This is a genomic window from Aureimonas sp. AU40, assembly GCF_001463785.1.
In the GTDB taxonomy this organism is placed as follows: domain Bacteria; phylum Pseudomonadota; class Alphaproteobacteria; order Rhizobiales; family Rhizobiaceae; genus Aureimonas.
In genome coordinates, this window is sequence record NZ_BBWL01000033.1 from 120,902 (window position 1) to 147,124 (window position 26,223).

The window sequence follows — 26,223 nt, forward strand, 5'->3', positions numbered from 1 at the left end:
CCTTTGGCGACCCTCCTCGCCGCTCGCTCGGCCTGCCCTAGAACCGGGGCATGATCAAACTCGTCCATCTCGACCGCTCCCGTTCCGAACGCGTGCTTTGGCTCCTGGAGGAACTCAGCCTGCCCTACGAGGTCGAGGCCTTCGAACGGCGGCAGGATCTGTTCGCGCCGGACGCGATGCGCAAGACTCATGCGCTCGGCCGCGCGCCGGTGATCTACGACGGCGAGGTCGTTCTGGCGGAGTCGGGCGCGATCGTCGAATATATCCTGGCGCTCTATGGTGGAGGCCGGCTGGCGGTGGCTCCCGGCGCGCCGAACTTCGCCCGCTATCTCTACTGGCTGCACTACGCGGAGGGCTCGCTCATGCTGCAGCTTCTGCGCGAATGGTCGCTGGACCGGATGCTACCGGACGCCGACGCCCATCCCGGCATGGCGCGGGTGCGGGCGGGAACCCTGACGCATCTGCGGATGATCGAGGAAGAGCTGACGCGCTCGCCCTATCTGGCGGGCGAGGCCTTCACGGCGGCCGACATCATGATGGCCTATCCGTTCACGACCTTCCGCCGCCATGTCCGCCCTCTCGATCTCGGACCCTATCCCGCCATCTCCGCCTATGCCGCGCGCCTCGAAAGCCGTCCCGCCTTCCAGAAGGCGGTGCGGCCGGTCGGCCCGCCCGCCGCCTGACAGGGCGGGGTGACGAGGGGACTTCGCGAAACCCGCCTTGCGAGCCATGATGGCGGCACGAGGCCGGGCTTCGCGAGCCCAAAGCCACACAGCGGAAAGGAACCGACATGACCGAGAAGACTGCCATCGTCACCGCGGGGGGAAGCGGCATGGGCGCGGCGGCGGCGCGGCGCCTCGCGGCGGACGGCTACAAGGTCGCGATCCTGTCCTCCTCCGGCAAGGGCGAGGCGCTAGCCGGCGCGCTGGGCGGCTTCGGCGTGACGGGCTCGAACCAGTCGAACGAGGATCTGAGGCGCCTCGTGGACGGGACCATGGAGCGCTGGGGCCGGATCGACGTCCTCGTCAACAGCGCCGGCCACGGGCCGCGCGCGCCGATCGTCGAGATCACCGACGAAGACTGGCATGCCGGGCTCGACACCTATCTGCTCAACGTCATCCGCCCGACCCGCCTCGTTACGCCGATCATGCAGGCGCAGGGGAGCGGCGCGATCGTCAACGTCTCCACGGCCTGGACCTTCGAGCCGAGCGCCTTGTTTCCAACATCGGCCGTGTTTCGCGCGGGTCTCGCCGCCTACACCAAGATCTATGCCGACGGCTTTGCTGCCAGCGGCATCCGCATGAACAACGTCCTGCCCGGCTGGATCGACAGCCTGCCGGGAACCGAGGAGAGGCGCGTCAGCGTGCCGATGGGCCGCTATGGCCGCATGGACGAAGTCGCCGCCACGATCGCCTTTCTGGCCTCCGAGGGAGCCGGCTACATCACCGGACAGAACATCCGCGTCGACGGCGGCGTGACCCGCTCGGTGTGAGGCGACCCGCCGGTTCGGGTCCAGCATGGAATCTGGAACGCGAGACAATCTTGTCGCAGTCAGCTTCGCGACAGGAAACGGGAAACTGGGTTAAATTCAAATCAACACTTCCATGTGAAACCTGAGGGTACGAAAGCATCCCTTAACCATCACTGCGCGGCCAGTGCCGGAGACGAGCTCCCATGCGTCTGAACATCAAGCTCAAACTCGGCGCGAGTTTCGGGGCGACCCTCCTCTTGACGGGTGCGGTCGGTTACTTCGGCGTCTCCTCGCTGGCGAGCACGAACGCCATGCTGCAGGACTTCGCGCAAGGGCCGTTCCGGCAGGTGGACGGCACCAAGGGGATCGCGACCTCGCTGGAAGTCGTGCGCCGGGACATCCTGACCTCCTTCTTCACGTCCGATCCGGAAAAGCTCAAAGGGACTGCCGCCGAGTATCAGGAGAACTGGCAGTCGATCGAGACCACGCTGGCCGACATCCTGCGCACCATGCCCGCCGAGGACCGCAAGGCCTATGCCGATGTCGAGCCGATGATCGCGGAGTTGAAGGCGGCGTCGGACGCCGCCTTCGAGGCGGGCGATAAGGCCGATGTGTCGGCCTCCCAAACCGCCTTCCTGACCACGGACCAGCCCGTGGCCGGCATGACCAGCGGTCTGAAGGCGCTGCAGAACGGATTGTCGACCACGAGCGTCGATGCGCTGACGGCGCGCGAGGCGCTTCAGGGCATCGCGACGGCGGTTCTCGATGCGCGCGTCCAGATGGGACGGGCGCTCGCGCTTTCGGACGACGCCGAGATCGCGCGCTCCAGCGAACGGCTGAACGCGCTGGACGAACAGATCCGCGCGAGCCTCGCCGCGCTGGCCACGCGCCATCCCAAGCTCGCCCCTAGTGTGCCGGGCCTCCGGGACGCCTGGGCCGAGAGCTTCAAGCTGATGCGCGCGGCCACCGATGTCGGCGTTGCGAACTGGCTCGCCAAGGCACAGACGCTCGCCGATACCAAGCAGGGTCCAATGGCGGTGGCGGCGGCCCAGCGGCTGGAAGAGCTGGCGGCCGGGGCCTCGAAGTCGGCCGAAGCCTATCTCGCGCGTTCCGCCAGCGCCTATGAGTCCATGCGTCTGATGCTGCTCGGCCTCGTCGCCGGCGCGGTGGTTCTGGGCGCCGGGGCGGCGGCCTGGATCGCCCTGTCCATCTCGCGGCGCCTGAGCAAGGCGGTTCGCCTTGCCAACGCCATCGGCGAAGGCGACGTGTCGCAGCGCGTCGCGGCAGGAAAGGCCGACGAGCTGGACGACCTTCTCGGCGCCATGAACGCCATGAGCGTCAAGCTGTCGGACTATGCCACCGTGGTCGCCGCCTCGTCCGACCAGGTGGCGTCGGGCTCCAGCCAGTCGGCCACGACGGCCGAGCAGCTTTCGGCGGGCTCCACCGAACAGGCCGCCGCCTCGGAAGAGGCCTCGGCCGCGATCGAGGAAATGAGCGCCAATGTGCGCCAGAACGCCGACAACGCCTCGACCACCGAGAAGATCGCCGTTCAGGCCGCCGCCAGCGCCGAACGCTCCGGCAAGGCCGTGACGGCCTCGGTGGAGGCGATGCGCGTGATCGCCGACAAGATCCGCGTCGTTCAGGAAATCGCCCGCCAGACCGATCTTCTCGCTCTCAACGCCGCGATCGAGGCGGCGCGCGCGGGCTCGCACGGCAAGGGCTTCGCGGTGGTGGCGTCCGAAGTGCGCAAGCTCGCCGAGCGCTCGCAGTCGGCGGCGGCCGAGATCGGCACGCTATCGACGCAGTCGCTTCTCACCTCCGAGGAAGCCGGGCAGATGCTGAATGCGCTTCTGCCCGACATCCAGAAGACGGCCGAACTCGTGTCGGAAATCTCGGCGGCCTGCCGCGAGCAGTCGATCGGCATCGACCAGATCAACCAGGCGATCGGCCAGCTGGATCAGGTGACGCAGACCAATGCCGGCGCGGCCAACGAAATGTCCGCGACCGCCGAGCAGCTTTCGGCCGAAGCGCGCCGTCTGCAGGAGAGCGCCCGCTTCTTCAAGCTCGCCCCCGGCGCGGACGTGCCGTCAGCTCCCGTCCAGGCGGCGGCCCCGGCCGCCCCCGCGGCTTCGCCTGCTGCCCCGCGTGTGGAGACCGTCCACGCGCTTCAGGCCAAGGCGCAGAGCTTCGCCGAGACGCAGGCCCCCAAGCGCGCCGCCGCCCCAGCCAAGAGCGCCCCGCCCGCAGCGGCCAATGGCTTCGCGATGGATTTGGACGGCGATGGTGATTTCGAGAAGATGAGCGCTTGAGAGCCCATTGTCCCGGCGTTTTCGAGCGGGTCATGATTCAGGGGCGGTGGCGTCCTCGATCGCCGAACGCTGGGACCTCTGACTTCGCCCAGCGCGACAATCAGGAACGCCCGCTTCTGTTTCACGTGAAACAGGATTGAAGCGAAGTCTCTTCGTTCAGACGATGAACGACAAAGCGCTGAACGCAGACCAAAGACCCATAGTCAATCGGGGTAAGCATCGCCGCAAGGCTACCCCGCCGCCCGCGAGCGCCGGCCGCGCCCTCAGCGGCGCAGGACCAGCGTCAGCACGAAGGCGGCGCCAAGCGCCGAGGTGACGATGCCGACCGGCAGCTCCTGCGGCGCGAGCACGACGCGGCTGGCGAGATCGCTGATGAGGAGGAGGATCGCGCCGATCAGCGCCGAGGCCGCGACCAGCGGCCCATGGCGCACGCCGACCAGCGCCCGCGCCAGATGCGGCACCATCAGCCCGACGAAGCCGATGACGCCCGACAGGGCCACCAGCGCGGCGGTGGCAAGCGCCGAGAGCGCGAAGACGGAGAGCCGCAGCCGGGCCACGTCGATGCCGAGCGAATGGGCGGTTTCCTCGCCGCCGAGCAGCGCGTCGAGCCCGTGCCGGAAGACGATGCCCGTGCCGATCGCCAGCCCCGCGCCGAACAGGGCCAGCGGCAGGTTGCTCCAGCCCGCAAGCCCGAGGCCGCCCGCCGTCCAGAACAGGACGGAATAGGCTGCGCGCTGGTCCCCCGCGAAGACCAGCCACGTGGTCAGCGCTCCGAACAGGAAGGACACGGCGAGGCCCGCGATCACCAGCCGCTCGGGCGCCTTGCCACCCTCGCGCGACAGGAGCACGAGAACCGCCAGCGCCGAGAGCAGCGCGCCGGCGAAGGCGGCGGCCGGCAGGGTCCACACGCCGAGCCGGTCTCCGAACAGGGTGATGACCGACACCGCGCCGGCCGCTGCCCCGGAGGATAGGCCGAACAGGAACGGATCGGCGAGATCGTTGCGCGTCGTGGTCTGGAGCAGCGCGCCGACCACGGCCAGACCGGCGCCGACCGACATGGCGAGCACGGTGCGCGGCAGGCGCAGGTCGAGGACGATGCGCGCCGCCGGGCCGGACAAGCCCTGCCCCACGTCCAACCCCGCCGCCCCGGCCAGCGTGCGCAGAATGGCGCCGAGCGGCAGCGGCGTCGATCCATAGGCGATGCCGGCCAGCGCCAGCGCCAGGAGAAGCGCCGCCCCCGCGCCCGACAGGGCCCATGCGCGGGCCGTCATTTCGCAGCTGGGCCGGCGGCCGGATGCAGCGCCTTGGCCAGGGCCTCCACCGCGTCGATATTGGCGGGGCCGGGCGTGATCTGCTCGTAGCGCAGCGGCAGAAAGCGCTCGTTCTTCACCGCGTCGGTCTCGCGCATGGCGGGGTGGTTCTTGAGAAAGTCCAGGAGCTTCCGGTAGCCCGCGCCGTCCTGGTAGTCGAGCAGCACGAGGAATTGCGGGTTCTTCAGCGCCACGTCCTCCCAGGAGGTCGTGCCCCAGCTCATGTCGAGATCGCCGAGCACGTTGGTGCCGCCGGCGGCCTCGATCAGGGCGGTGGGCATGGCGAACTTGCCCGCCGTGAAGGGCTTGTCCTCGCCCGAATCGTAGAGGAAGACCGAGACCGGCGCTTCGCCCTTCACCGCCTCGGCGACCTTGGCGATCCGCCCCTTCCAGCCCTCCACCAGCGCCTCGGCTTCATTGCGCTTGCCGAAGATCGTGCCGAGCGCCAGCTCGTCGGCATAGAGCAGGTCCATCGAGGCGCGCGGGCGCGCCTTGTCCACCTGGGCGCAGCTTTCGGTGAGGACATAGGTCTCGATGCCCTTGGCCTTCAGCGTGTCGGGCGTCACCTCGCCGCCGGGCTTCATGCCGTAATACCAGCCGGCGAAGAAGAAATCGGCCTCGGCGGCGAGCAGCGTTTCCATTGTCGGATATTTCGGCGCGAGCTCGGGCAGCGCGCCCTTGGCGGCGTCGAAGGCCGAGGTCGTCTTGTACCAGCCCGAAACGCCCGTGACGCCCGCCATGTTCGGCTGAAGACCGAGCGCGAAAGCCATCTCGCTCATGTTGAGATCGTGCACCACGGCGCGGCGCGGCGCCTTGTCGAAGGTGAGCGTTCGCCCGCAATTCTCGACGCTGACCGGAAAGGCCAGGGCCGGGGCGGCGCTGAGCGTTGCCGCGAAAAGAGCCAGGGGGAAAAGGGTCTTCATGGGAGAATCCTCTGGTCGCAATCAGCATGGGCCGGCGTGTCGAAGACGAGGAGCGGGCGCCCCGTGGCCGGGTTGATGAAAGGGAAGCAGTCCATCGCGAAAACCTCGCGCACGATGGGGGCCGAGAGCGCCTCGCCTGGCGCCCCCCGCGCGACGAGGCGGCCGCCTTGGAGCACGGCGACCCGGTCCGCGAAGGGCGTGACCAGGGCGAGATCGTGCAGCACGGCGACCACGGTGATGCCGAGCCCGCGCGCCAGCGCCAGCATGTCGGCGCGCGCACGGGGGTCGAGATGGTTGGTCGGCTCGTCCAGAACGAGAACCGCCGGCTGCTGCGCCACGGCGCGGGCGATTGCGGCGCGCTGGCGCTCGCCGCCCGACAGGCTGTCCAGCCGCCGCGCCGCGAGCGCGGACAGGCCGACGCGCGCGCAGGCGCCAGCCACCGCCGCGCGGTCCGCCTCCGGCGATGTGTGGCCGCGATGCGGAATGCGCCCGAGGGAGACATAGTCCCAAACCGTCAGGCGCCCGTCCGGCAGGTCGCTCTGGCCGACCACCGCGACGAGCCGTGCCCGCTCCGCCGGGGCGATGGCCGAAAGATCGCGCCCGTCGATGCGGATGCGCCCCGCCGTCGGTCGGAGCCGGGCGAAAAGAAGGCGCAGAAGCGAGGTCTTGCCAGCCCCGTTCGGCCCGACCACCGCCAGCCGCTCGCCCGCCGCGACGCAAAGGTCGATGCCGCGAAGAATGGCCTGCCCGTCGCTTGTCGCGAAATCGACGCCGTCAAGTTCGATGCGGCCGGGCGCGGACGGGGATGAAGGCATGGACAGGCGGTCTCGAACGCAAAGGCAACGGGAAGGCCCTTAGCGTGTTATACTATAACATTGCAAGCCTGACGTTTTCCGCACGGACGCTCGCTCTGCAGCGGCATGGGGTCAAGCTCCGTCTTGCCCTGCTTGAGGTTGCACGCGAGCGAACATAAGCCGCGCGGCTTGGGCGATCGCGATGGTGCGCCTGCGGTCGATTCAAGCCGCCGGAGGGAGCCGCCGGCGCGACGGCGTGGACGGCGCAGGGTCGGCGCCCGCGCGCCCATCGCCCGGCAGATTGTCCCGCTCCGCGGCGTTGCGCTCCTGAAACGCCGCCTCCATGCCGTCCGCATAGACGCAAAACCGATTCCGGCCCGTGGCCTTCGCCTGATAAAGCGCGATGTCGGCCTGCCGGCACAGCGTCTCGAAGGTGACGCCCTCGTCCCGCAGGACAGCGATGCCGATGCTGCTGCCGATCCGCAGCCTGCGCCCTTCGATCTCGAAGGGCTCCGACAGCACGGCCAGGATGGCCTCGGCCACGGTGCGCTGCACGGCTTCATCGAGATCGATGCACAGGACTGCGAACTCGTCGCCGCCCAACCGCGCCAGGACGATCTGCCCCGCCACCAGCGCTTCCAGACGGCGCGCGACCTCCACCAGAACCTCGTCGCCGGCATGATGGCCGAACGTGTCGTTGACCCGCTTGAACAGGTCGAGATCGAAGTAGAGCAGGCCCATCTGCCCGGCGCGCGCGCTCTTCATCGCCTGCGTCGCCAGCGCCTCGAAGCGGCGTCGGTTGGCGAGGCCCGTCAGACGATCCGTCTCGGCCTGCGCGCGGAACTGCTCCAGAAGGCGGCGACGCTCGCTGGTCTGCTGCGCCAGAACGGCGATGGCGGAGAACAGGGTGCGCAACTCGTTGATCGGAACCTGGCTTCCCAGGCTCCGCGCCGGACGATTGTCCGCCAGCGAGACCACCATGTCGCGCGCCGCCATGAGCGGAATGAGGATCGTGGTGCGCACCGAATAAAGAAACCGGAAGGCCAAGGCGAGAAACAGCGCCGAGCAGACCAGCGTGAGGAGAAGCCGCGTCAGCGCCTCGCGACTTTGCGCCTTGAACGTCTCGATCATATGCGACAGGGCGAAGACGCGCAGATCCTCCAGGGGTTTCAGCGTCGGCACGTAGACCGACATGATCACGGCCGGATCGGCGCCGTAGCGCCCGCCTTCCCGTCCCTTAGCGACCAGACGCCTCAGAAAGTTCAGTCCGTCCCCGAAGAAGCGTTGACGAATATCCTGGGCAAGGCGCCGCGCCGTCTCGTCGTCCTCGAACAGCGTCTGCGTCCGCAGGAGACGGTCGATTTCCAGAAGGCGCCCTTCGGTCCGAACGAAGCGGTCGAGTTCATCGGCGCTGAGCTTCTCGCCCAGCGAAACGGCGGGGATCAAGCCGGAGGCGATCCGTCCGCCGAACTCGCGCAGGTCGCTGGCGCTCTGAGCGATCAGCGTCGCGCCGATCAGAGACGGGTCCTGATGCGCCAGCACCCGAGCGCTGATGTCCAGCACCGACTGGTAGCTGTCCGCCACCGCGATCATACCGTCGATGGCCTGCCGTGTGTCGGCGGACTGGCGCATGGCGATCGGCAGGGCGGCGACCTCGTCCACCGCGAGGCGCGCCGTCTGAAGCAGGCGTCGCGCCTCGCCGATCCGCTCGCCCAGCGTCAGAAGCACGCTCTGGTGGGTCCAGGTGCGGGGAAGGGCGAGGATCTGTTCGAGCGAGCGGTCCGTCGCCGTGCGGAACGCGGCAAGGCGCGCGGCGGCCGCCTCGTCGGAGCCCGGCTGGATCGACATCATGACGTTGGAGGGGCCACGCTCGGCCGAGATCCGGTTCGCCGCCGTCAGAAGCTCGCCATAGGCCTCGACGCTGCGCATGTTGCGCTCGGCCCGGATATAGTCGCCGACCAGCGGCCAGACGGCAAGGCCCAGCGCCACAAGCAGGCTGCCGGCGAATCCCGCGAAGGATACCTGCAGCCATCGCTTCAAGGAAACGGTCCTTGCGGGCGAGCCCAACCCCATCGAATTTTCCCGGCGCGCTTTTTCAGCCCGCATGCCTATACGTAAACTCTAAAGATTTCCCCCTTCGCAGCCACCCCGCGCCGGCCCCGCATGGCTTGAAAAACGGCGCGGGCGCCGCCATCTGGCGGCTCGAACCCACCCTCCAACTCCACAGGCAAGCCGTTTGGACGCGACCATGACCCTTGAACCCGCTGCGCCCGAGACCCGTCCCTTCGAGGCCGACGTCGCCAAGCTCCTGCACCTGATGGTGCACTCGGTCTATTCCGACAAGGACGTCTTCTTTCGCGAACTGATCTCCAACGCGGCGGACGCCTGCGAGAAGCTGCGCTTCGAGGCCCTGAGCGACGCCGCGCTGTCGGGCGGCGACCAACCCTTCCGCATCGAGGTGGTGCTCGACGCCGAGGCCAAGCGTCTGGTGATCGAGGACAACGGCATCGGTATGAGCGCGGCCGAACTGTCCGAGGCGCTGGGCACGATCGCCCGCTCGGGGACCAAGGCCTTCATGGAGCGTGTCGCCGGCACGAAGGAGGCCGAGGGCAGCCATTTCATCGGCCAGTTCGGCGTCGGATTCTATTCCGCCTTCATGGTGGCGGACGAGGTCGAGGTCGTCTCGCGCCGCGCCGGCTCGGAGGAGGCGACGCGTTGGCGCTCCGACGGGCTCGGCACCTATTCGATCGAGCCCGCCGAGCTTGCCGAGGCACCCGAGCGCGGCACGCGCGTGACGCTGCACCTCAAGGAAGACGCCGCGCGCTACGCCGACCCGTACACGGCGGAGTCCACCATCAAGGCGCAGTCCGGCCACGTGCCGGTGCCGATCTCGCTGCGCGAAACGCCGGAGGCCGAGCCGCGCGAGATCACCGACGGCGCCGCGCTCTGGCTGCGCCCCAAGGCCGAGCTGAAGCCGGAGGACTACACCGACTTCTACCGCTCCTTCGCCGGCCAGTACGACGAGCCGGCGCTGACGCTGCACTACCGCGCCGAAGGGCTGCACGAATATTCCGTGCTTGCCTTCGTGCCGGAGAGCAAGCCGTTCGACCTGTTCGACCCCGACCGCGCCGGGCGCATGAAGCTCTATGTCCGCCGCGTCTTCATCACCGACGAGGCGGAAATCCTGCCGCGCTATCTCCGCTTCGTGCGGGGCCTCGTGGATTCGGCCGACCTGCCGCTCAACGTCTCGCGCGAGATGATCCAGGAAAGCCCGGCGCTCGCCGCCATCAAGAAGGGCGTCACCAACCGCGTCCTGTCGGAGCTGGAGAAGATCGCGGACAAGGAGCCCGAGCGCTACCTCAAGATCTGGGAAACCTTCGGCGCCGTCCTGAAAGAGGGTATCTACGAGGATTACGGCCGGCGCGCCGCGCTGCTCTCGCTCGCCCGCTTCAAGACCACCGGCTCGGGCGACGCCTGGCGCTCGCTGAAGGCCTATGCCGAGGCGATGAAGGAGGGCCAGGACGCCATCTACTACGCCGTGGGCACCGACGCCGAGCGCCTCGGCGCCTCGCCCCAGCTCGAAGGTTTTCGCGCGCGGGGCGTCGAGGTTCTGCTTCTGCCCGACCATGTCGACAGCTTCTGGGTCACCGGCGGCGTCGAGTTCGACGGCAAGCCCTTCAAGTCGGTGACGCAGGGTCTGGCGGACTTGAGCAAGATCGCCCTGCCCGAAGGCGAGGCGGACGGCGCTGAGGTGTCCGACGAGGTGGGCGGCTTCATCGCCTATGTGAAGACGGCGCTGGGCGACACGGTGTCGGACGTGCGCGCCTCCGAGCGCCTGCGCGAAAGCGCGGTCTGCCTCGTGGCGCCCGACAACGCCATGGACCGCCAACTGGAGCGGCTTCTGGCCAGCGCCGGCCGCGCCCCGGCCGCCGCCAAGCCGGTTCTGGAGATCAACCCGCGCCACGCGCTGGTGGAGCGGCTGAGCCGGCTCAGCGAGGCCGAGTCCGATTTGCGCGCGGACGCCGCCCATCTCCTGTTCGACGAGGCGCGGATCGCCGATGGCGAGGCGCCGCTCGACCCGCGCGGCTTCTCGGCGCGCCTCGCCCGCGTGCTGACGCGCGCTGCGGGATGACCTGCATCCCGCGCCTTGCCGGACTTGAGGTTCGGCGGGGCGCGTTCCGCAGCGGCGCGGTGAACGGCGTCTGAGTCGCTCTCCGCTTCGCTGCGAGACGGCCGATATCCACCTTCGGAACCCGCCCGGGTTGATGCCTTGGCCGGCTCGCGCGCCTTCCACACGCCTCGCTTGCGTCTAGCACCAGCGGGGGCGGCGCGGACTCGACAAAGCGGATCGGCCCGGCCAAAGCTGCCCTGAGGATGCCCTTCGGGGCATCGGCAGGGGTCGCTCTGATGATGCGGACACGGCGGCAAGACCAGACGATCGCATGGTGAGCTATCGCGAGATCGCCCGCGTCGCCGGCTGTTCGGCGGCGACGGTGAGCCGGGCCTTCAACACGCCGGGCCGCGTCGCCCCGCCGCTCCTGCGCGCCATTCGCGAGGCGGAAACGCGGCTGCGCTCGGGCGCGCCGCCGGTGGACCCGACGCCCGCGCGCCAGGGGCGCCTCGTCGGCGTGCTCATTCCCAGCATGGGAAACCCGGTCTTCGCCACCATCCTCTCCGCCCTGCAGCGGCGGCTGCGGCTCGGCGGCTACGGCGTTTTGATCGCCCAGTCCAACTACGAGGCGGAGGAGGAGGGCGAAGCGGTGGAGACGCTGCTGGCCGAGCGGCCGGCCGGGCTGATCCTGACCCTTTGCGACGCCGCGCGGCCGCCGCCCAGCCTCGTCGCCTCGCATCCCCCTTGCGTCTTTCTCCATCAGCCGCCGGCCGTTTCCGGCGCTTCGGCCGCCGTGACGCTGGACAACCGCGCTTGCGCCCGCCAGCTCACCGATCTGGTGCTGGCGGCGGGCCATCGGCGGCTTCTCTTCCTGTCGGGCAACTTCACCGCCTCGGACCGCGCCCGAGCCCGCTACGAGGGCTTCTGCGACAGCTTGCGGGCCGCCGGCCTGCCGGTTTTGCCGGCGAGCGAGGTGTCCTTCGTCGACGACTACGCCCATGTCGATCTCACCGAAACCATGGAGCGGCATCGGCCCACCGCCATCGTCGCCTCCAACGACCTTCTGGCGCTGGGCGCCATGGGCGCGCTTCGGCGGCTGGGCCTCGCCATTCCCGAGGACGTCTCGGTGGTCGGCTTCGACGGGATCGAACTCGGCCGCCTCGCCGTGCCGACGCTCGCCACGATGGAACTGCCGAACCAGGCCATGGGCGCCTGCGCGGCGTCTCTGCTGCTCGACATGGTGGAGCGCGGCGCGCCATCGCACGGGCTCGACCTGCCCTTCGGGTACCGTCCCGGCGGCTCGCTCGGCCCGCCGCCGCCGGAAGCTTCGGCGTAGCATATTTGCATCACACAGGGTCGCGCGCGAGAGATCGCGGCCGGAAGGCGCTTTTCCTAAGGCGATAATATGACTAACACGGTCATATTATCGCCTTACGTGAGTGGCTTTCCATGCGCGCCTCCCCCTCCCTTCCCCCCGCCGTCCGGTCGCTTCGCCTCGCCGCCCTTATGGGCTCGACGGCCCTTCTGGCCCTCGGCACGGCGGTGCTGGCACCAAGCGCGGCGATGGCGCAGGACACGGTGGTTCTCGACACGGTGACGGTGGAGGGCAGCGGCGAGGCCGGCAACGGGCGCACCGGCCCCGGCGGCGTCAACGAGCAGGAAGGCTTCGTCGCCAAACGCAGCGCCGGTGCCACAAAGACCAACACGCCGCTGATCGAGACGCCGCAATCCATCTCGGTGGTGACCAGCGACCAGATCGAGCGGCAGGAGCAGCGCTCGATCCGCGCCACGACGCGCTACACCGCGGGCGTGACGCCTGAAATCACCGGCGGCTCCGACACGCGCTTCGGCGGCTTCAACATTCGCGGCTTCGACGCCACGGCCAATTCCAGCTTCATCGACGGGCTGCGCCTGCCTTCGACCTCGATCATCAACTTCCTCGGCCTCGATCCCTACGGCGCCGAGCGCATCGAGATCCTGAAGGGCCCCTCCTCCCCGCTCTACGGCCAGAACGGACCGGGCGGCCTCGTGAACTACGTCACCAAGAAGCCGACGGAGACGCAGCTTCGCGAGGTGCAGGTGCTCGGCGGCTCGTTCGGCCTTTTGGAAGGGCGCTTCGACTTGTCCGGCCCGATCGCGGACGGCAGCCCCTGGAGCTATCGCCTGACGGGCGTCGCCCGCACGGCCGAGAACCAGGTGGACACGGTGGACGACGACCGGCTCTTCATCGCCCCGGTTCTCCAGTGGCAGCCCGACGCCGACACCACGCTGACGCTCACCGGCAACTACCAGCGCGACCGCGCCGGCTGGGGCCTCCAGTTCATGCCCTATTCCGGCACGGTGACCGACAATCTGGGCCGGCGCATTCCGCGCAGCCGCTTCCTCGGCGAGCCCGACTTCGACAATTACGACACGGACATGGGCTCGGTCGGCTGGCAGTTCGACACCAAGCTGAACGAGGACCTGACCTTCCGCCAGAACGCGCGCTATTCCCGCCTGTCGCATTCGGAGCGCAGCGTCTATGGCGGCGGCTATCTGGACGAGGCGGCGGGCATTCTCAACCGCAATGCCGGCTCGGGCGAGGCCGACATCGACACGGTCTCGGTCGACAATCAGCTTCAGGCCGAGTTCGAGACGGGCGTTCTCCAGCACACGCTGCTCGGCGGGCTCGACTATCGCTATACCGGCTACGACGATCTCATCGACATCTACGGCGCCTCGACGCTCAATGTCTTCGCGCCGCGCTACGGCAACCCGGTCGACTACCTCTATACCTACACCGACCGGCACGTCCGGCAGAACCAGACCGGCGTCTATATCCAGGACCAGATCAAGCTCGACCGCCTGTCGCTGACCCTTTCGGGGCGGCAGGACTTTGCCGAGACGCAATCCACCAACCGCCTGACCGACGACGAGACCTCCAGGCGGAGCAATGCCTTCACCGGCCGCGCCGGGCTGATCTACAATTTCGACAATGGCCTCGCGCCCTTCGTCAGCTATTCCGAATCCTTCCTGCCGCCGCTCGACACGACCGCCACCGGCGCCCTGTTCGAGCCGGAGACCGGGCGCCAGTGGGAAGGCGGCGTGAAGTACCAGCCGCCGGGCTGGAACGGCTTCGTCACCGCCACGGTGTTCGACATCGTGCGCGACAACGCCATTCGCTACGACGCGGTGGGCGGCACGTTCGAGGCGCGCCAGACCGGGCAGATCACCTCGCGCGGCGTCGAGCTGGAAGGCACGGCGAGCCTCACCGACAATCTCGACCTGCGCCTCGCCTACACCTATCTCGACGTCGAGATCACAAGCGACCCCGATGGCGGCAACGAGGGGCGCATGCCCACCACCATTCCGCACAACACGGTTTCGGCCTGGGCGGACTACACGATCCACAACGGTTCGATGTTCGACGGGCTCGGCGCGGGGCTCGGCATCCGCTATGTCGGCTCCAGCTTCGGCGACGACGCCAACACGTTCAAGGTGCCGGGAGCGACCGTGGTGGACGCCGCGCTCAGCTACGAGCGGGACCAGTTCAAACTCTCGGTCAACGCCAGCAACCTCTTCGACAAGGACTATGTCGCCTCCTGCGGCAACCGCGACTTCTACTGCTTCTATGGCGAGGGACGCCGGGTCACGGGCAAGCTGACGGTCGAGTGGTAGGCGCAAAGCGCCTCACCACCGGACATGAAAAAGGGGGAGCGGCCGGGCCGCTCCCCCTTTTTGCATCGATGCGAGGCGTTCAGCGGCGCGGCAGGAGGCGCTGCACTTCGCTCGCGGCGTCCTTGAGCGCGTCTTCCGGGGTGGCCTTCTGCTCCACCACGCGCGACTCGTTGTCCACGATCGCCTGGGTGATGCGCACGCCGTTGGAGCCGGGGAAGGCGAACCAGGGCACCATGATGTCCTTCTGCTTCAGAGCCGCCTGGAAGAGCGGGTTCTTGGCATAGAAGTCGCCGAGATACTCGGGCGAGGTCGCGGCCAGCTCGTTGGTCGGCACGTAGCCTGTGCCGGGCACCACGGTGGCCGAGCCGAAGGGGCCGGTGGCGAACTTCACGAAGCGCCAGGCGGCGGCCTGCTTGTCGGCGTCGCGCGTCAGGATGACGGCGGCGTTGCCGCCGGTCGGCAGGCGGCCCTTCTCAGCGTCCACCAGCGGCAGGCGCGCGGTGCGAAGCTCGAAGCTCTCACCGACATTCTTGATCGTGTTGCGCAGCGCGCCCGTGGTCTGGAACGCCATGCCGATCTTGCCGGCGACGAAGGCCTGCTCGCCGGCCTGCTTGGTGAGAACGGGCAGTCCGCCCTCCTTCACCATGCGCGACAGGATGGAGAAGGCCTTTTGCCCTTCCGGCCCGTCGAAGGCGACCGTCTTCATGTCCGGCGTCAGCATGTGCCCGCCGCCGCCGAAGAGCAGCGCGGAGAACATCCAGTCGTCGCTCTGCCAGCGGAAGTCGATGCCCGAGATGCCCTCGCCCAGCGCCTGGATCTTGGCGCCGAGTTGGATCACCTCGTCCCAGGTCTTGGGCGGCTGGTCCGGGTCGCCACCGGCCCGGCGCACCAGATCGGCGTTGTAGTACATAATCGGCGTCGAGGCGGCGAACGCGAGGCCGACCTGTTTGCCGTCGACCTGCGCGAGCTTCAAGAGCGTGTCGGAATAGCCGAGCTTGGCCGGATCGCCTTCCTTGGCCATGAGGGGCCCGAGATCCACCGGCACGTCGCGCTCGGTCACCATGCGCAGGCGGTTCAGCGCGATGAAGGTGATGTCGGGCGCCTCGGCCGTGCCGACCTGGCGCATGATCGTCTGCACGCCCTGCTCGTAGTTCTCGGACGGGCTGGCGAACTGGATCTTGATGTCGGGGTTCTCGGCCATGAACTTCTTCGAGATCGTGTCCATCACGTCCTTGAAGAAGCCGGGCATGGGATAGTGCACGGTGAGCGTGGTCTCGGCCGAGGCCGGCACGACGAAGCTCGCCGCGAGCGCGAGAGCCGCGACCGCTGACTTGAGAGAGATCATGGGTTGATTTCCTTGGGAGAAAGGGGAAGGCGAAAGTGGCTGACCGGATCTCAGCCCTTGAGGCCGGTCATGGTGATGCCCTCGACGAAGTGCTTCTGAGCCAGCAGAAACCCTGCGACGAGGGGAAGGGTGACAACCAAGGTCGCCGCCATCAGCGCGCCGTAGTCGTCGCCCGCTTCCGCCGCGCGGAAGAACAGGAGGCCGAGCGGCGGCGTGGCGTATTGCGTGTCGGAGACGACGATCAGCGGCCAGAACAGGTCGTTCCAATGGGCCACCACCGAGAAGATCGAGAAGGCGGTGACCGCCGGCCAGGCATTGGGCAGGACGACGCGCAGGAGCAGCGAGACCTCGCCCATCCCGTCCAGTCGCCCGGCATCGAGAAGATCGTCCGGCAAGCCCTTGAAGAACTGCAGGAACAGGAAGATGCCGAAGACCGAGATGGAGAAGGGCGCGACCATCGCGGTGTAGCTGTTGAGGAGCGCCGCCTTGTCGAAGGCGACATAGAGCGGCAGCGCCGTGGCGTGGATCGGGACCAGAAGGCCGAGCATGACCATGCCCATCAGGAGCTTGGCGCCCGGCAGCGGTAGCTTGGCCATGGCATAGGCGCACGGGATGGCGACCGCGACCTGGATCAGGAGGATCAGCCCGCAGACGATGACGCCGTTGAGCAGCAGCCAGCCCATGGGAACGCGGGTGAAGGCCTTGGTGAGGTTCTCAAGGAGGTGGAACTCGCTCGGCCAGAGCGAGAGCGTGGCCGAGAAGACCTCCGCCTGCCCCTTGGCCGCGACCGAGAGCATCCAGAGATAGGGCGCCAGCATGACGAAGGCGCCGAGCACGAGCAGCGACAGGCGCAGAACCCGCGCGGGAGAGAGCGAAGCGGCGCGCATCAGTAATGGACCTTCCGGTCGAGCGCCCGGTGCTGGAGCAGCATGAGCACGACGAGGACGAGGAGGAAGACCACCGTCATGGCCGAGGCATAGCCGACGCGCAGATAGACGAAGCCCTCCTGATAGATGGAGAAGAGCAGCACTTCGCTCGCCCGGTTCGGGCCGCCTTCGGTCAGCGTTTTCACGGTCTCGAACACCTTCACCGCGTTGACGGTGGAGATGATGGCGACGAAGAGCGTGGTCGGCCCCAGCATCGGCCAGGTGACGAGGCGGAAGCGCTGCCAGGCCGAGGCCGCGCCGTCCACCTCGGCCGCCGCGTAGAGATCGCGCGGAATGCCCTGGAGGCCGGCCAGGAACAGGACCATGTTGAAGCCGACCGACTGCCAGACGCCGATCAGCGCCAGGCTCGGCAGGACCCAGGCCGAGGAGCCCAGCCAGTTCGGCCCGGCAATGCCGACGAGGCCGAGCAGCGCGTTGACCGGGCCGATCGAGGGATGGAGCAGATATTGCCAGACCGTCGCCATGGCCACCACCAGCGAGGCGACGGGCAGGAAGAACACGGTGCGGAAGAAGGCGCGGCCCCGCGTTTCCGCCTCGATCAGGAGCGCGGCGGCCAGACCCAGCGCTACCGAGGCGGGCGTGACGATCGCGGCATAGAGCGCGGTGTTGGCGACCGAGCCGCGAAAGGCCGGGTCGCTCCAGAGATCGCGGTAATTGTCGAAGCCGACCCAGCGGAAACCGCTATAGCCGAGCTCGTAATCGGTGAAGCCGAGCACGAGAACCGCGATCGTCGGCGCGATCACGAAGAGAAGAAACAGGACCAGGGCCGGGGTGGCGAGGCCGAGGGCCGCAAGGCGCGCCCGCGCGCGGCGGGGCCTGGGACCGGCCGACGCACCGTCGCCGGCCATCGCGGGCAAGGAAAGCGCCTCACTCATGCCGCCCTCCCCCCGGCGCGCGCAGACGCGCGCCTTCGCCGTCGAAGAACAGGAAATGGGCGGGGTCGGCGGCGAGCCGCAGCACGGCGCCTGGGGCGAGGCCGGCCGCGACCGATGGTTCGACCTGCGCCACCACAGGCTCGCCGTCGAGGCTCGCCTCGCAGTCGCAATAGACGAGAACGTCGGAGCCGAGGAATTCGAGGCGCCGCACGCGCGCCGGCAGGCCCGTGCCCTCGGTCGGGCGCAGCCGCTCGGGGCGCACGGCCACCGTGACCTCGCGCCCCGCCGGCAGGGCGAGAGCCATCGGCACGGGCAGCGGCGTGCCGTCCCGCGCCAGGACCGTCCCGTCGCCCTCGACCCGCGCGGCCAGGAGGTTGATGCGCGGGCTTCCGATGAAGCGGGCGACGGTGAGATGGGTGGGATCGTCGTAGATCTCGGCGGGCGGGGCGATCTGCATAAGCCGCCCGCCCTGCAGCACGGCGACGCGATCGGCCATGGACAGGGCCTCGGCCTGATCGTGCGTGACATAAAGCGTCGGCACGCCGGCCTCGCGGTGGAGGTCCACGATCTCGCCCCGCGCGTGAACGCGCAGATTGGCGTCGAGATTGCTTAAGGGTTCGTCCATCAGGAACAGCGCGGGCCGGCGCACCAGGGCGCGGGCCAGCGCCACGCGCTGGCGCTGGCCGCCCGACATGGCCGCCGGCTTGCGGTCGAGAAGATGGTCGATCTGCAGCGAGCGGGCGACGCGGCGCACCCGCTCGCCAATCTCGCGCCGCTGCGCCGACGTGCCCGGCATAAAGCCGCCGACAAAGGGCAGTCGCTGCGGCCGGGACAGCTCGCGCATCATCAGCGGCACGGCGATGTTCTCACCGGCCGTGAGATGCGGATAGAGCGCGTAGGATTGGAACACCATGGCGACGTTGCGCGCGGCGGGCGGCGCTTCCGTCACATCCGCGCCGCCGAGCCGGATGGCGCCGGCATCGGGCGTCTCCAGCCCGGCCGCAATCCGCAGAAGCGTGGACTTGCCGCAGCCGGACGGGCCGACCAGCGCCACGAACTCGCCGGGCCGGGCGGTGAAGCCGACATCGCGCAGGATCGGCTGGCCGTTGAAGCTCTTGGCGATACCCTCGATGCTGAAGGGGGCGATGCTGAAAGGGGCGATGCTGAAGGGCGCGCTCATGCCGCGTTCTCCTTCGGCCTGTCGGCTTCACTGAGCGGGCCGGCCTCGCCAAGCGTGCCGGCATCGACGCCGCCCACATCGGCCGGATAGATCTCGGCGCCGATGCGGGAGAAATCGTATTCCTCGAGCCCAGGCACGGCGAGAAGCCGGCTATCGACAGTGCCGTCCGGCGTCAGCTCGTGCAGGACGAAGCCGAGCGAGCGCCCGCTCGCCCCCAGTTGTTCGCCCTCGCCCAGCACGAAGGCGGTGGAGGGCGCCCAGGTGATGGCGAGCCCCGCGTGCCGGCCGATCCAGGGCGAATGGAGATGGCCGCTGGCATGGAGGCGCACGTCATGAGCCTCGCAAAGCGCCATGAAGCGCGCCCGCTCGGCTGGGCGCAGGCCCCAATAGCCGGTTTCGCCCTCGTCCATCCGCTCCACGAAAACCGGCTTGTGCGAGAAGATCGCGACCGGACGCCCGTCCCGCCCGTCCAGCGCCGCTTCCAGGAACAGCCATTGCGCGGCTTCCGCTGCGCAGGCCGCCTCCTCGCCGCCGAGCGCGGCCTGGCCGAACAGAAGCGCGTTGAGGCCGACGAGCCGCCAGCCGCCCCGGTCGACGCAGAATCGGTCCGGCCCGACGAGGCGCGTCCAGCGCTCCAGCCGCTCGGCGTCGACGGGCTGCGCCATGCCGGGGAAGTGGCCGACATCGTGATTGCCGGGCAGGATCAGCGCGCCCTGGCCCAAACCTGCCATGGCCGCCGCCCCATGGGCAAGCTCGGCCTCGCCGCGCGCCTCGTCCGCCCCGTCGAGCGCGAGGTCGCCCGTGTGGATCACGAGATCGGGCTGCAACTCCTTGAGAAAAGCGAGCGCTGCCTGCCAGTTGGCGTCGAAGCGCGGCTCGCGCGGAGAGAGATGGGTGTCGGAAATCTGGACGATGCGCATGGCGGCCTTCGCAAGGATCGGCGGCCGCGCTCGGTCGGACGGCCCGCTCTCATGCGAAGGTCAGTAGCCTTGCGGCGCGACGGTTTGGTGAAGGCGTCTGTTTCACTGTTTCAAGGATGCACGGAGCGAAACAGCGAAGGACGGTTCCGCGACACGGAGCCGCAAGCCGCGCCCGCAACCCCTGCGCGACGGGCTCTCTCGCCCTTCGGGTGGGCGCTCCGCGGTTTCGGAAGGGAAACGAAGCCCCCCTTTCTCGTTTCAAGCCATGAACTGGCGTATCTGTAGGAGTCTTCGAACCATGTCGTCACGAACACTTCGCATTCTTCATCGCCCGCCCAGCGTCTGGGAACTCGATCAGGACGCCGAAGGGCATCGGGCGCACCGGATTTCGGCCTATCGCGAAGTCCTGCGCGTCTTCGTCCATCCCCGCCGCGCAAAGCTCGAGGCGCCGGAGGCGATGCGGCGCGAGGGACAGGGCGAGCCGGCCGTCATGGCCTGACGCTTGGCCCCCGAGCCGCGAAGCACAAAGGCAAAAGGGCCGGTCCGCCCCGTGGCGAACCGGCCCTTTTGCTTGTTTGCGACCTGCGCCCGAACGGGGCGCGGCGGTCAGTCGAGCTGGCGCACGGCGCCCTTGGCGGCGCTGGTGGTCATGGCGGCATAGGCGCGCAGCGCCGTCGTCACCTTGCGCTTGCGGATCTCCGCCGGCTTCCAGGCGTCGCGGCCCTTGGCCTCCATCTCGGCCCGGCGGCGCGCCAGTTCCGCGTCGTCCACCGCCAGATGGATCGAGCGGTTCGGGATGTCGATCTCGATCCGGTCGCCTTCGGCGGCGAGCGCGATCAAGCCGCCTTCCGCCGCTTCCGGCGAGACGTGGCCGATCGACAGGCCGGAGGAGCCGCCGGAGAAGCGCCCGTCGGTGACGAGGGCGCAGGCCTTGCCCAGACCCTTCGACTTCAGATAGCTCGTGGGATAAAGCATTTCCTGCATGCCCGGCCCGCCGCGCGGCCCCTCGTAGCGGATCAGAACGACGTCGCCCGGTTCGATCTGGCCGGAAAGAATGGCCTTGACCGAGGCGTCCTGGCTCTCGAACACCCGCGCGCGGCCGGTGAACTTGAGGATCGACTCGTCCACGCCCGCCGTCTTCACGATGCAGCCGTCCTCGGCGAGGTTGCCGTAGAGAACGGCGAGGCCCCCGTCGAGCGAGAAGGCGTGGTCGAGCGAGCGGATGACGCCGCTCTCGCGGTCGTCGTCCACCGTGTCGAAGCGGCGGTCCTGGCTGAAGGCGACCTGGGTCGGCACGCCGCCCGGCGCGGCGCGGAAGAAGTCGCGCACCGTCTGGCTTTCCGTGCGCTTGATGTCCCAGCGGTCGAGCGCTGCGCCCAGGTTTTCGGCATGGACCGAGCCGACCGAGGTGTCGAGCAGGCCGGCGCGGTCGAGCTCGCCCAGGATGCCCATGATGCCGCCGGCCCGGTGGACGTCCTCCATGTGGACGTTGGCGATCGAGGGCGCGACCTTGCACAGGACGGGAACCCGGCGCGACAGGCGGTCGATGTCGGCCATGGTGAAGTCCACCTCGGCCTCGTGCGCGGCGGCGAGGAGATGCAGCACCGTGTTGGTCGAGCCGCCCATGGCGATGTCGAGCGTCATGGCGTTCTCGAAGGCCGCGAAGCTGGCGATCGAGCGCGGCAGGACGCCCGCATCCTCCTGCTCGTAATAGCGGCGGGCGAGATCCACGATGAGATGGCCGGCCTCGACGAAGAGGCGCTTGCGCTCGGCATGGGTGGCGAGCGTCGAGCCGTTGCCGGGCAGCGACAGGCCGAGCGCCTCGGTCAGGCAGTTCATGGAATTGGCGGTGAACATACCCGAGCAGGAGCCGCAGGTCGGGCAGGCCGAGCGCTCGATGATCTTCACGTCCTCGTCCGACACGCGGTCGTCGGCGGCGGCGATCATGGCGTCGACGAGATCGAGCTTCTTCTCGGCGCGCGCGTCCGGCCAGACGACCTTGCCCGCTTCCATCGGCCCGCCCGAGACGAAGACGGCGGGGATGTTGAGGCGCATGGCGGCCATCAGCATGCCGGGCGTGATCTTGTCGCAGTTGGAAATGCAGACCATGGCGTCGGCGCAGTGCGCGTTGACCATATACTCGACGCTGTCGGCGATCAGCTCGCGCGAGGGCAGCGAGTAGAGCATGCCGTCATGGCCCATCGCGATGCCGTCGTCGACGGCGATCGTGTTGAACTCCTTGGCGACGCCGCCCGCCGCCTCGATCTCGCGCGCCACGAGCTGGCCGAGATCCTTGAGGTGCACATGGCCCGGCACGAACTGCGTGAAGGAGTTCACCACGGCGATGATCGGCTTGCCGAAGTCGGAATCCTTCATTCCCGTGGCGCGCCAAAGGCCACGGGCGCCGGCCATGTTGCGGCCATGGGTGGTCGTGCGGGAACGATATGCGGGCATGAAAACCTCCTCTGCCCGGGTGGGCGTACCCGCCATTACACCTAATCGCAAATCATTCCAACCACCTGCCGGGAGGAGTTTTGTCACGCCGGCCCAAACGAGGACCTTGGCGGTCAGTCGGTCTTGGGCAGGGCACCGGTGAAACGGGGCGGTCGGGCGAGGCGAAGTCGAGGACCAGCGCACAGAGGCGAGGCATCTGACAAGCGCCCGCTCCCCTTCTCACGGTGGCGTGAAGGTCATGGCACTGTCATGATGGCTGCTTAAGCCCCGGCGTCAGGGGACTATCTCGCCTGAGCCTTCGCCCAGGCGCCCGACCTGTTGGGGAATTGCTCATGCTGCGCTCGTTCGGCCTTGCCGCCAGCCTGTCTCTCGCCGCTCTCGCGCTGCCTGCCGGCGCCCACGCGGAGGGCAAGATTACGCTCTATACGAGCCAGCCGAACGAGGACGCGCAGGCGACCGTCGACGCCTTCAAGGCCGCCCATCCCGGCACCGAGGTCGAATGGGTGCGCGAGGGCACCACGAAGATCATGGCCAAGCTCCAGGCCGAGTTCACCGCCGGTAGCCCGCAGCCCGACGTGCTTCTGATCGCCGACAGCGTGACCATGGAGGGGCTGAAGCGCGACGACCGGCTTCTTTCCTTCCCTGAGGCCGACACGAAGGGCTTCGACGCCGCGCTGATCGATCGCGACCACACCTATTTCTCCACCAAGCTCATCACCACCGGCCTCATGGGCAACACGCAGGCCGGCGCCGCGCCGCGCGCCTGGAAGGACCTGCTGGCCCCCGACATGGCGGCCAAGACCACCATGCCGAGCCCGCTGACCTCGGGCGCCGCCCTGGTGCATGTGGCGACGCTCGCGCAGAACCCCGACTTCGGCTGGGCCTATTGGGAGGCGCTGGCCAAGGGCGGCACCACGGCGAGCGGCGGCAACGGCGCGGTGATGAAGTCGGTCGCCGGCGGCGAGAAGGCCTATGGCGTGATCGTCGACTATCTGCCGATCCGCGAGGCCGCCAAGGGCTCGCCGGTGAGCTTCAGCTTCCCCACCGAGGGCGTCTCGGCCGTGACCGAGCCGGTCGCGATCCTCAAGACCGCCAAGAACCCGGACGGCGCCAAGCTCTTCGTCGACTTCCTCCTGAGCGAACAGGGCCAGGCGCTCGCCGCACGCCAGGGCTATCTGCCGGCGCGCAACGGCGTCGCCGGCCCGGCGGGCTTCCCCAAGCGCGAAGAGATCAAGCTTCTGCCCTTCGACGCGGCCAAGGCGCTGGCCGACGAGGCGGAAAACAAGAAGCGCTTCTCCGAACTGTTCGGCGGCTGAGCGCCAGCGCCCTTGCACCGCCGCGTCGGGGCGAGACGCGCCGGAGCATTTTCAGGCAAGACCGACCCGCTCTGGCGCCGGATCATGCCGGACAAAGGCATCAGGCAAGCCCGGCTGATTGGAATTCAGCGGGCATGCTCGCGCGGTCGAGTAGCGCGAGCGCCGCAGATGGTTCGCCCGTCCGTAGGACCGTTGCCGATCCTCGCAGATACGCCCTCGCATCAATGGCGTTCGGCGCCTCGCGAACGCAAGAACTACGCGTCGCCCTTCCCGCTGTGTTGCCGACACGCGTCGAGTGCTCCTCGGAAACCCCTCTGGAGTTTGCCGCCCCGGTCTTTTCGCCGGGGCCTCCATCGTGCAGGTTCGGGTCTTAGAGCGCCTGACAAAACCTCCGGGCGGAGGATGGTTGAGGGGTTTTCGTCGGGAGCAAGGAGCGAAGCTCAAGTGATGCCGGTGGCAGGCCAAGCATTCGCGACGAAGCCCATGGCGGAAAGACCGGGGCACCCGACCCCACGAGGTTTTGTTAGGCGCTCTAAGAGGCCGTTTGACAATTCGGTGGCGGAGGACCGCTGGAGGATTTTCTGTCGTCCACGAGGCGGCGAACTTAAGTGATGCGAGGGCGCATCGGCGAGGATTGGCAACGGTCCATACGGACGGGAGAGCCATCTGCCTCGCTCGCGCGGTTCTAATGCGCTTGCGCGGCATGTCTCGCCCTCGGGAGCGGCGGGAAAAGCTCCGACGAGCCGACCCGACCGGGTTGTCCAACAGTCTCCAAGCCCTCCAATCCCGCCAAGCTTCGCCCTTGTGTCCCCGAACCCCATTCCCTCGCCCCTCCTCCGCTCGGAGGTTTGCGAGGCGCATTCGAAAGGCCGTCTCATGAGGGCATGTTCGTGAAGGCTCCAGCGTGAAGGCGCCTCGGGCGGAACGCGCCGCGATCGCGGCACTGGCGCTGATCGTCGCGCTCTTCGGCATCCTGCCCATCGCGCGGCTGGCGGTGGAAGCCGTGCTGCCTGGCGGGCGGCCCGACCTCGCGCCGGCTCTCTCAGTCCTTTCGGCGCGCTCCACTTGGATCGCCACCGGCCACACGCTGGCGACCGCCTCTGTCGGCACGCTGGTCGCCGTGGCGATCGGCCTGCCGCTGGCGCTGCTCGTCGGGCTGACCGACCTTCGCGGCAAGACGGCGCTCGTCTTCGCCGCGCTCCTGCCCGCCATGATTCCCCCGCAGGTGACGGCGCTGGCCTGGGCGCAGCTCTTCGGCCCGTCCAGCCCGCTTCTGGGCGCGCTGGGCCTGGCGCCGCCGATCGGCACGCGCAATCCCCTCTACAGCGCCGGCGGCATTATGCTCCTTCTCGGCGTGCAGCACGCGCCGCTCGTGTTCCTCGCGGTCCGCGCGGGCCTGCGCGCGCTGCCGCGCGATCTGGTGGAGGCGGCGCGCGCCTGCGGGGCGAGCCGGGGCCGGGTGCTTCGCACCGTCATCCTGCCGGTCATGACGCCGCCGCTGGTGGCGGGCGCGGCCATCGCCTTCGTTTCGGCGGTCGGCAATTTCGGCATTCCGGCCCTGCTCGGCATTCCCGCCGGCTACACGACGCTGCCGACCCTGATCTACCAGCGCCTTGCCGGCTTCGGCCCGGCGATCATCGGCGAAACGGCGGTTCTCTCCGTTCTGGTCGGTCTCGTCGCCTTTGCCGGCTTCGGGTGCCAAGCCCTCGTGCTGCGCGGGCGGGACTACCGCCTGAGCGGCTCGGGCGCCGCGCTTCAACCCTTCACGCTCGGGCGCTGGCGCCTGGGGGTCGAGGCGCTGGTGGTGCTTCTCATGCTGGTGATGGTGGCCGCGCCCCTTGCGGGCCTTCTCGCCACTTCGCTCGTCTCGGCCTATGGCGTGCCGCTCGGCCCCGGCACGGCGACGCTCGGCAATTACGCCGAGGTCCTGTTCCGGCAGGACGTGACGATCCGCGCCTTTCGCAACTCCGCCGCGCTCTCGCTCGGGGCCGCGATCGTGCTGGCCTTCGTCGCCGTGCCGTTCGGCGTTCTCCTGGTCTGGCGCGGGAGCCGGCTCTTGCGCGCGGTCTCGGCGGCGGCCGACATTCCCTACGCCCTGCCCGGCATCGTGCTCGGCATCGCCTCGATCCTCCTGTTCCTGAAGCCGCTGCCGGTCCTCGGCTTCAGCCTCTACAACACGATCTGGATCATCTTCCTCGCCTATCTCGCGCGTTTTCTGGTTCTGGAACTGCGCCCGGTCGTGGCGGGGCTGCGCCAGTTGGACCCGGCGCTGGACGAGGCGGCTCGCATGACCGGGGCGGGCTTCGGGCTGCGGCTGCGCAGCGTCGTCCTGCCGCTGGTGGCGCCCATGGCGGCGGCGGGCGCCATCCTCGTCTTCATGACCGCCTTCAACGAGCTTACCGTTTCGGCGCTGCTCTGGTCGGCGGGCAACGAGACGCTGGGCGTCGCCGTGTTCAATCTCGACGATGCCGGCCGCGCCCCGCTCGCCTCGGCGCTCGCCATGGTAACGGTGGTGGTGATCCTCGCCCTGATGGCGCTGGGCTCGCTGCTCCAGCCGCTCCTGCCCAAGGGCGCCTTGCCTTGGACGCGGTGAGACGCAGCGCCCTCGGGG

The 26,223-nt window shown here is 68.8% G+C and carries 19 protein-coding genes; 9 read left to right on the forward strand and 10 right to left on the reverse strand.

The genetic code is table 11. The features are described from left to right. The first annotated feature begins 50 nt into the window (after positions 1–50). The 3 genes from AUL32_RS11465 to AUL32_RS11475 all read left to right on the forward strand — a co-directional run bounded on the left by AUL32_RS11465 (position 51) and on the right by AUL32_RS11475 (position 3,780). Positions 51–683: a glutathione S-transferase family protein gene (locus AUL32_RS11465; RefSeq protein ID WP_062114970.1), complete on the forward strand. Its 633-nt coding sequence runs from the start codon at positions 51–53 to the stop codon at positions 681–683. A 107-nt stretch (positions 684–790) separates the two neighbouring features. Further along, entirely contained in the window at positions 791–1,492 is a 702-nt protein-coding gene (locus tag AUL32_RS11470) for an SDR family oxidoreductase (RefSeq protein ID WP_062114973.1), read from the forward strand. Positions 1,493–1,674: 182 nt separating this feature from the next. Then, on the forward strand, positions 1,675–3,780 hold the full coding sequence (locus tag AUL32_RS11475) for a HAMP domain-containing methyl-accepting chemotaxis protein (RefSeq protein ID WP_062114974.1): 2,106 nt from the start codon (positions 1,675–1,677) through the stop codon (positions 3,778–3,780). A gap of 263 nt (positions 3,781–4,043) precedes the next feature. Here AUL32_RS11475 and AUL32_RS11480 read toward each other — a convergent pair whose 3' ends face one another. The 4 genes from AUL32_RS11480 to AUL32_RS11495 all read right to left on the reverse strand — a co-directional run bounded on the left by AUL32_RS11480 (position 4,044) and on the right by AUL32_RS11495 (position 8,847). Further along, positions 4,044–5,051: a FecCD family ABC transporter permease gene (locus AUL32_RS11480; protein WP_062114975.1), complete on the reverse strand. Its 1,008-nt coding sequence runs from the start codon at positions 5,049–5,051 to the stop codon at positions 4,044–4,046. Next, positions 5,048–6,013: an ABC transporter substrate-binding protein gene (locus AUL32_RS11485; RefSeq protein ID WP_062114976.1), complete on the reverse strand. Its 966-nt coding sequence runs from the start codon at positions 6,011–6,013 to the stop codon at positions 5,048–5,050. The genes AUL32_RS11480 and AUL32_RS11485 overlap by 4 nt, the downstream gene beginning before the upstream one ends. Beyond that, the gene (locus AUL32_RS11490; RefSeq protein WP_062114977.1) at positions 6,010–6,828 is read right to left on the reverse strand and encodes an ABC transporter ATP-binding protein; all 819 of its coding nucleotides are present in this window, start codon (positions 6,826–6,828) and stop codon (positions 6,010–6,012) included. Before AUL32_RS11490 ends, AUL32_RS11485 begins: the two co-directional genes overlap by 4 nt. Positions 6,829–7,029: 201 nt before the next feature. Continuing rightward, on the reverse strand, positions 7,030–8,847 hold the full coding sequence (locus AUL32_RS11495; protein WP_062114979.1) for a GGDEF domain-containing protein: 1,818 nt from the start codon (positions 8,845–8,847) through the stop codon (positions 7,030–7,032). Positions 8,848–9,055: 208 nt separating this feature from the next. Here AUL32_RS11495 and htpG point away from each other — a divergent pair, with 208 nt between their 5' ends. The 3 genes from htpG (at position 9,056) to AUL32_RS11510 (ending at position 14,575) form a co-directional block, all read left to right on the forward strand. Then, a complete protein-coding gene (gene htpG, locus AUL32_RS11500) occupies positions 9,056–10,939 on the forward strand; it encodes a molecular chaperone HtpG (protein ID WP_062115083.1) in 1,884 nt (627 codons plus the stop codon). 310 nt (positions 10,940–11,249) lie between these two features. After that, entirely contained in the window at positions 11,250–12,254 is a 1,005-nt protein-coding gene (locus tag AUL32_RS11505) for a LacI family DNA-binding transcriptional regulator (RefSeq protein WP_062114982.1), read from the forward strand. 113 nt (positions 12,255–12,367) lie between these two features. Further along, positions 12,368–14,575, forward strand: a complete 2,208-nt coding sequence (locus AUL32_RS11510; protein ID WP_244497827.1) for a TonB-dependent siderophore receptor — start codon at positions 12,368–12,370, stop codon at positions 14,573–14,575. A 79-nt stretch (positions 14,576–14,654) separates the two neighbouring features. On the opposite strand, the gene AUL32_RS11515 is transcribed toward AUL32_RS11510, so the two are convergent. The 5 genes from AUL32_RS11515 to AUL32_RS11535 are packed head-to-tail and all read right to left on the reverse strand — an operon-like array spanning position 14,655 to position 19,842. Next, the gene (locus AUL32_RS11515; RefSeq protein ID WP_062114985.1) at positions 14,655–15,920 is read right to left on the reverse strand and encodes an ABC transporter substrate-binding protein; all 1,266 of its coding nucleotides are present in this window, start codon (positions 15,918–15,920) and stop codon (positions 14,655–14,657) included. 50 nt (positions 15,921–15,970) lie between these two features. Next, entirely contained in the window at positions 15,971–16,807 is an 837-nt protein-coding gene (locus AUL32_RS11520) for a carbohydrate ABC transporter permease (RefSeq protein ID WP_062114987.1), read from the reverse strand. Further along, positions 16,807–17,742, reverse strand: coding sequence for a carbohydrate ABC transporter permease (locus AUL32_RS11525; RefSeq protein ID WP_061973101.1), 936 nt, complete (start codon positions 17,740–17,742; stop codon positions 16,807–16,809). The genes AUL32_RS11520 and AUL32_RS11525 overlap by 1 nt, the downstream gene beginning before the upstream one ends. After that, on the reverse strand, positions 17,735–18,889 hold the full coding sequence (locus AUL32_RS11530; protein WP_062115088.1) for an ABC transporter ATP-binding protein: 1,155 nt from the start codon (positions 18,887–18,889) through the stop codon (positions 17,735–17,737). The genes AUL32_RS11525 and AUL32_RS11530 overlap by 8 nt, the downstream gene beginning before the upstream one ends. Before the next feature lie 29 nt (positions 18,890–18,918). Next, positions 18,919–19,842 (reverse strand): metallophosphoesterase family protein, encoded by a 924-nt coding sequence (locus AUL32_RS11535; RefSeq protein ID WP_062114989.1) that lies wholly within the window; start codon positions 19,840–19,842, stop codon positions 18,919–18,921. 298 nt (positions 19,843–20,140) lie between these two features. Between AUL32_RS11535 and AUL32_RS11540 the strand changes: the two genes are divergently transcribed. Beyond that, complete coding sequence (locus tag AUL32_RS11540) at positions 20,141–20,341, forward strand: hypothetical protein (protein WP_061973104.1); 201 nt, start codon at positions 20,141–20,143, stop codon at positions 20,339–20,341. A 107-nt stretch (positions 20,342–20,448) separates the two neighbouring features. Here the strand turns inward: AUL32_RS11540 and ilvD are convergent, their stop codons facing one another. Further along, on the reverse strand, positions 20,449–22,296 hold the full coding sequence (ilvD, locus tag AUL32_RS11545; RefSeq protein ID WP_061973106.1) for a dihydroxy-acid dehydratase: 1,848 nt from the start codon (positions 22,294–22,296) through the stop codon (positions 20,449–20,451). A 335-nt stretch (positions 22,297–22,631) separates the two neighbouring features. Here ilvD and AUL32_RS11550 point away from each other — a divergent pair, with 335 nt between their 5' ends. Continuing rightward, complete coding sequence (locus AUL32_RS11550; RefSeq protein WP_374700952.1) at positions 22,632–23,612, forward strand: ABC transporter substrate-binding protein; 981 nt, start codon at positions 22,632–22,634, stop codon at positions 23,610–23,612. A 904-nt stretch (positions 23,613–24,516) separates the two neighbouring features. After that, positions 24,517–26,205, forward strand: coding sequence for an ABC transporter permease (locus tag AUL32_RS11555; protein WP_062114995.1), 1,689 nt, complete (start codon positions 24,517–24,519; stop codon positions 26,203–26,205). Positions 26,206–26,223 lie beyond the last annotated feature (18 nt).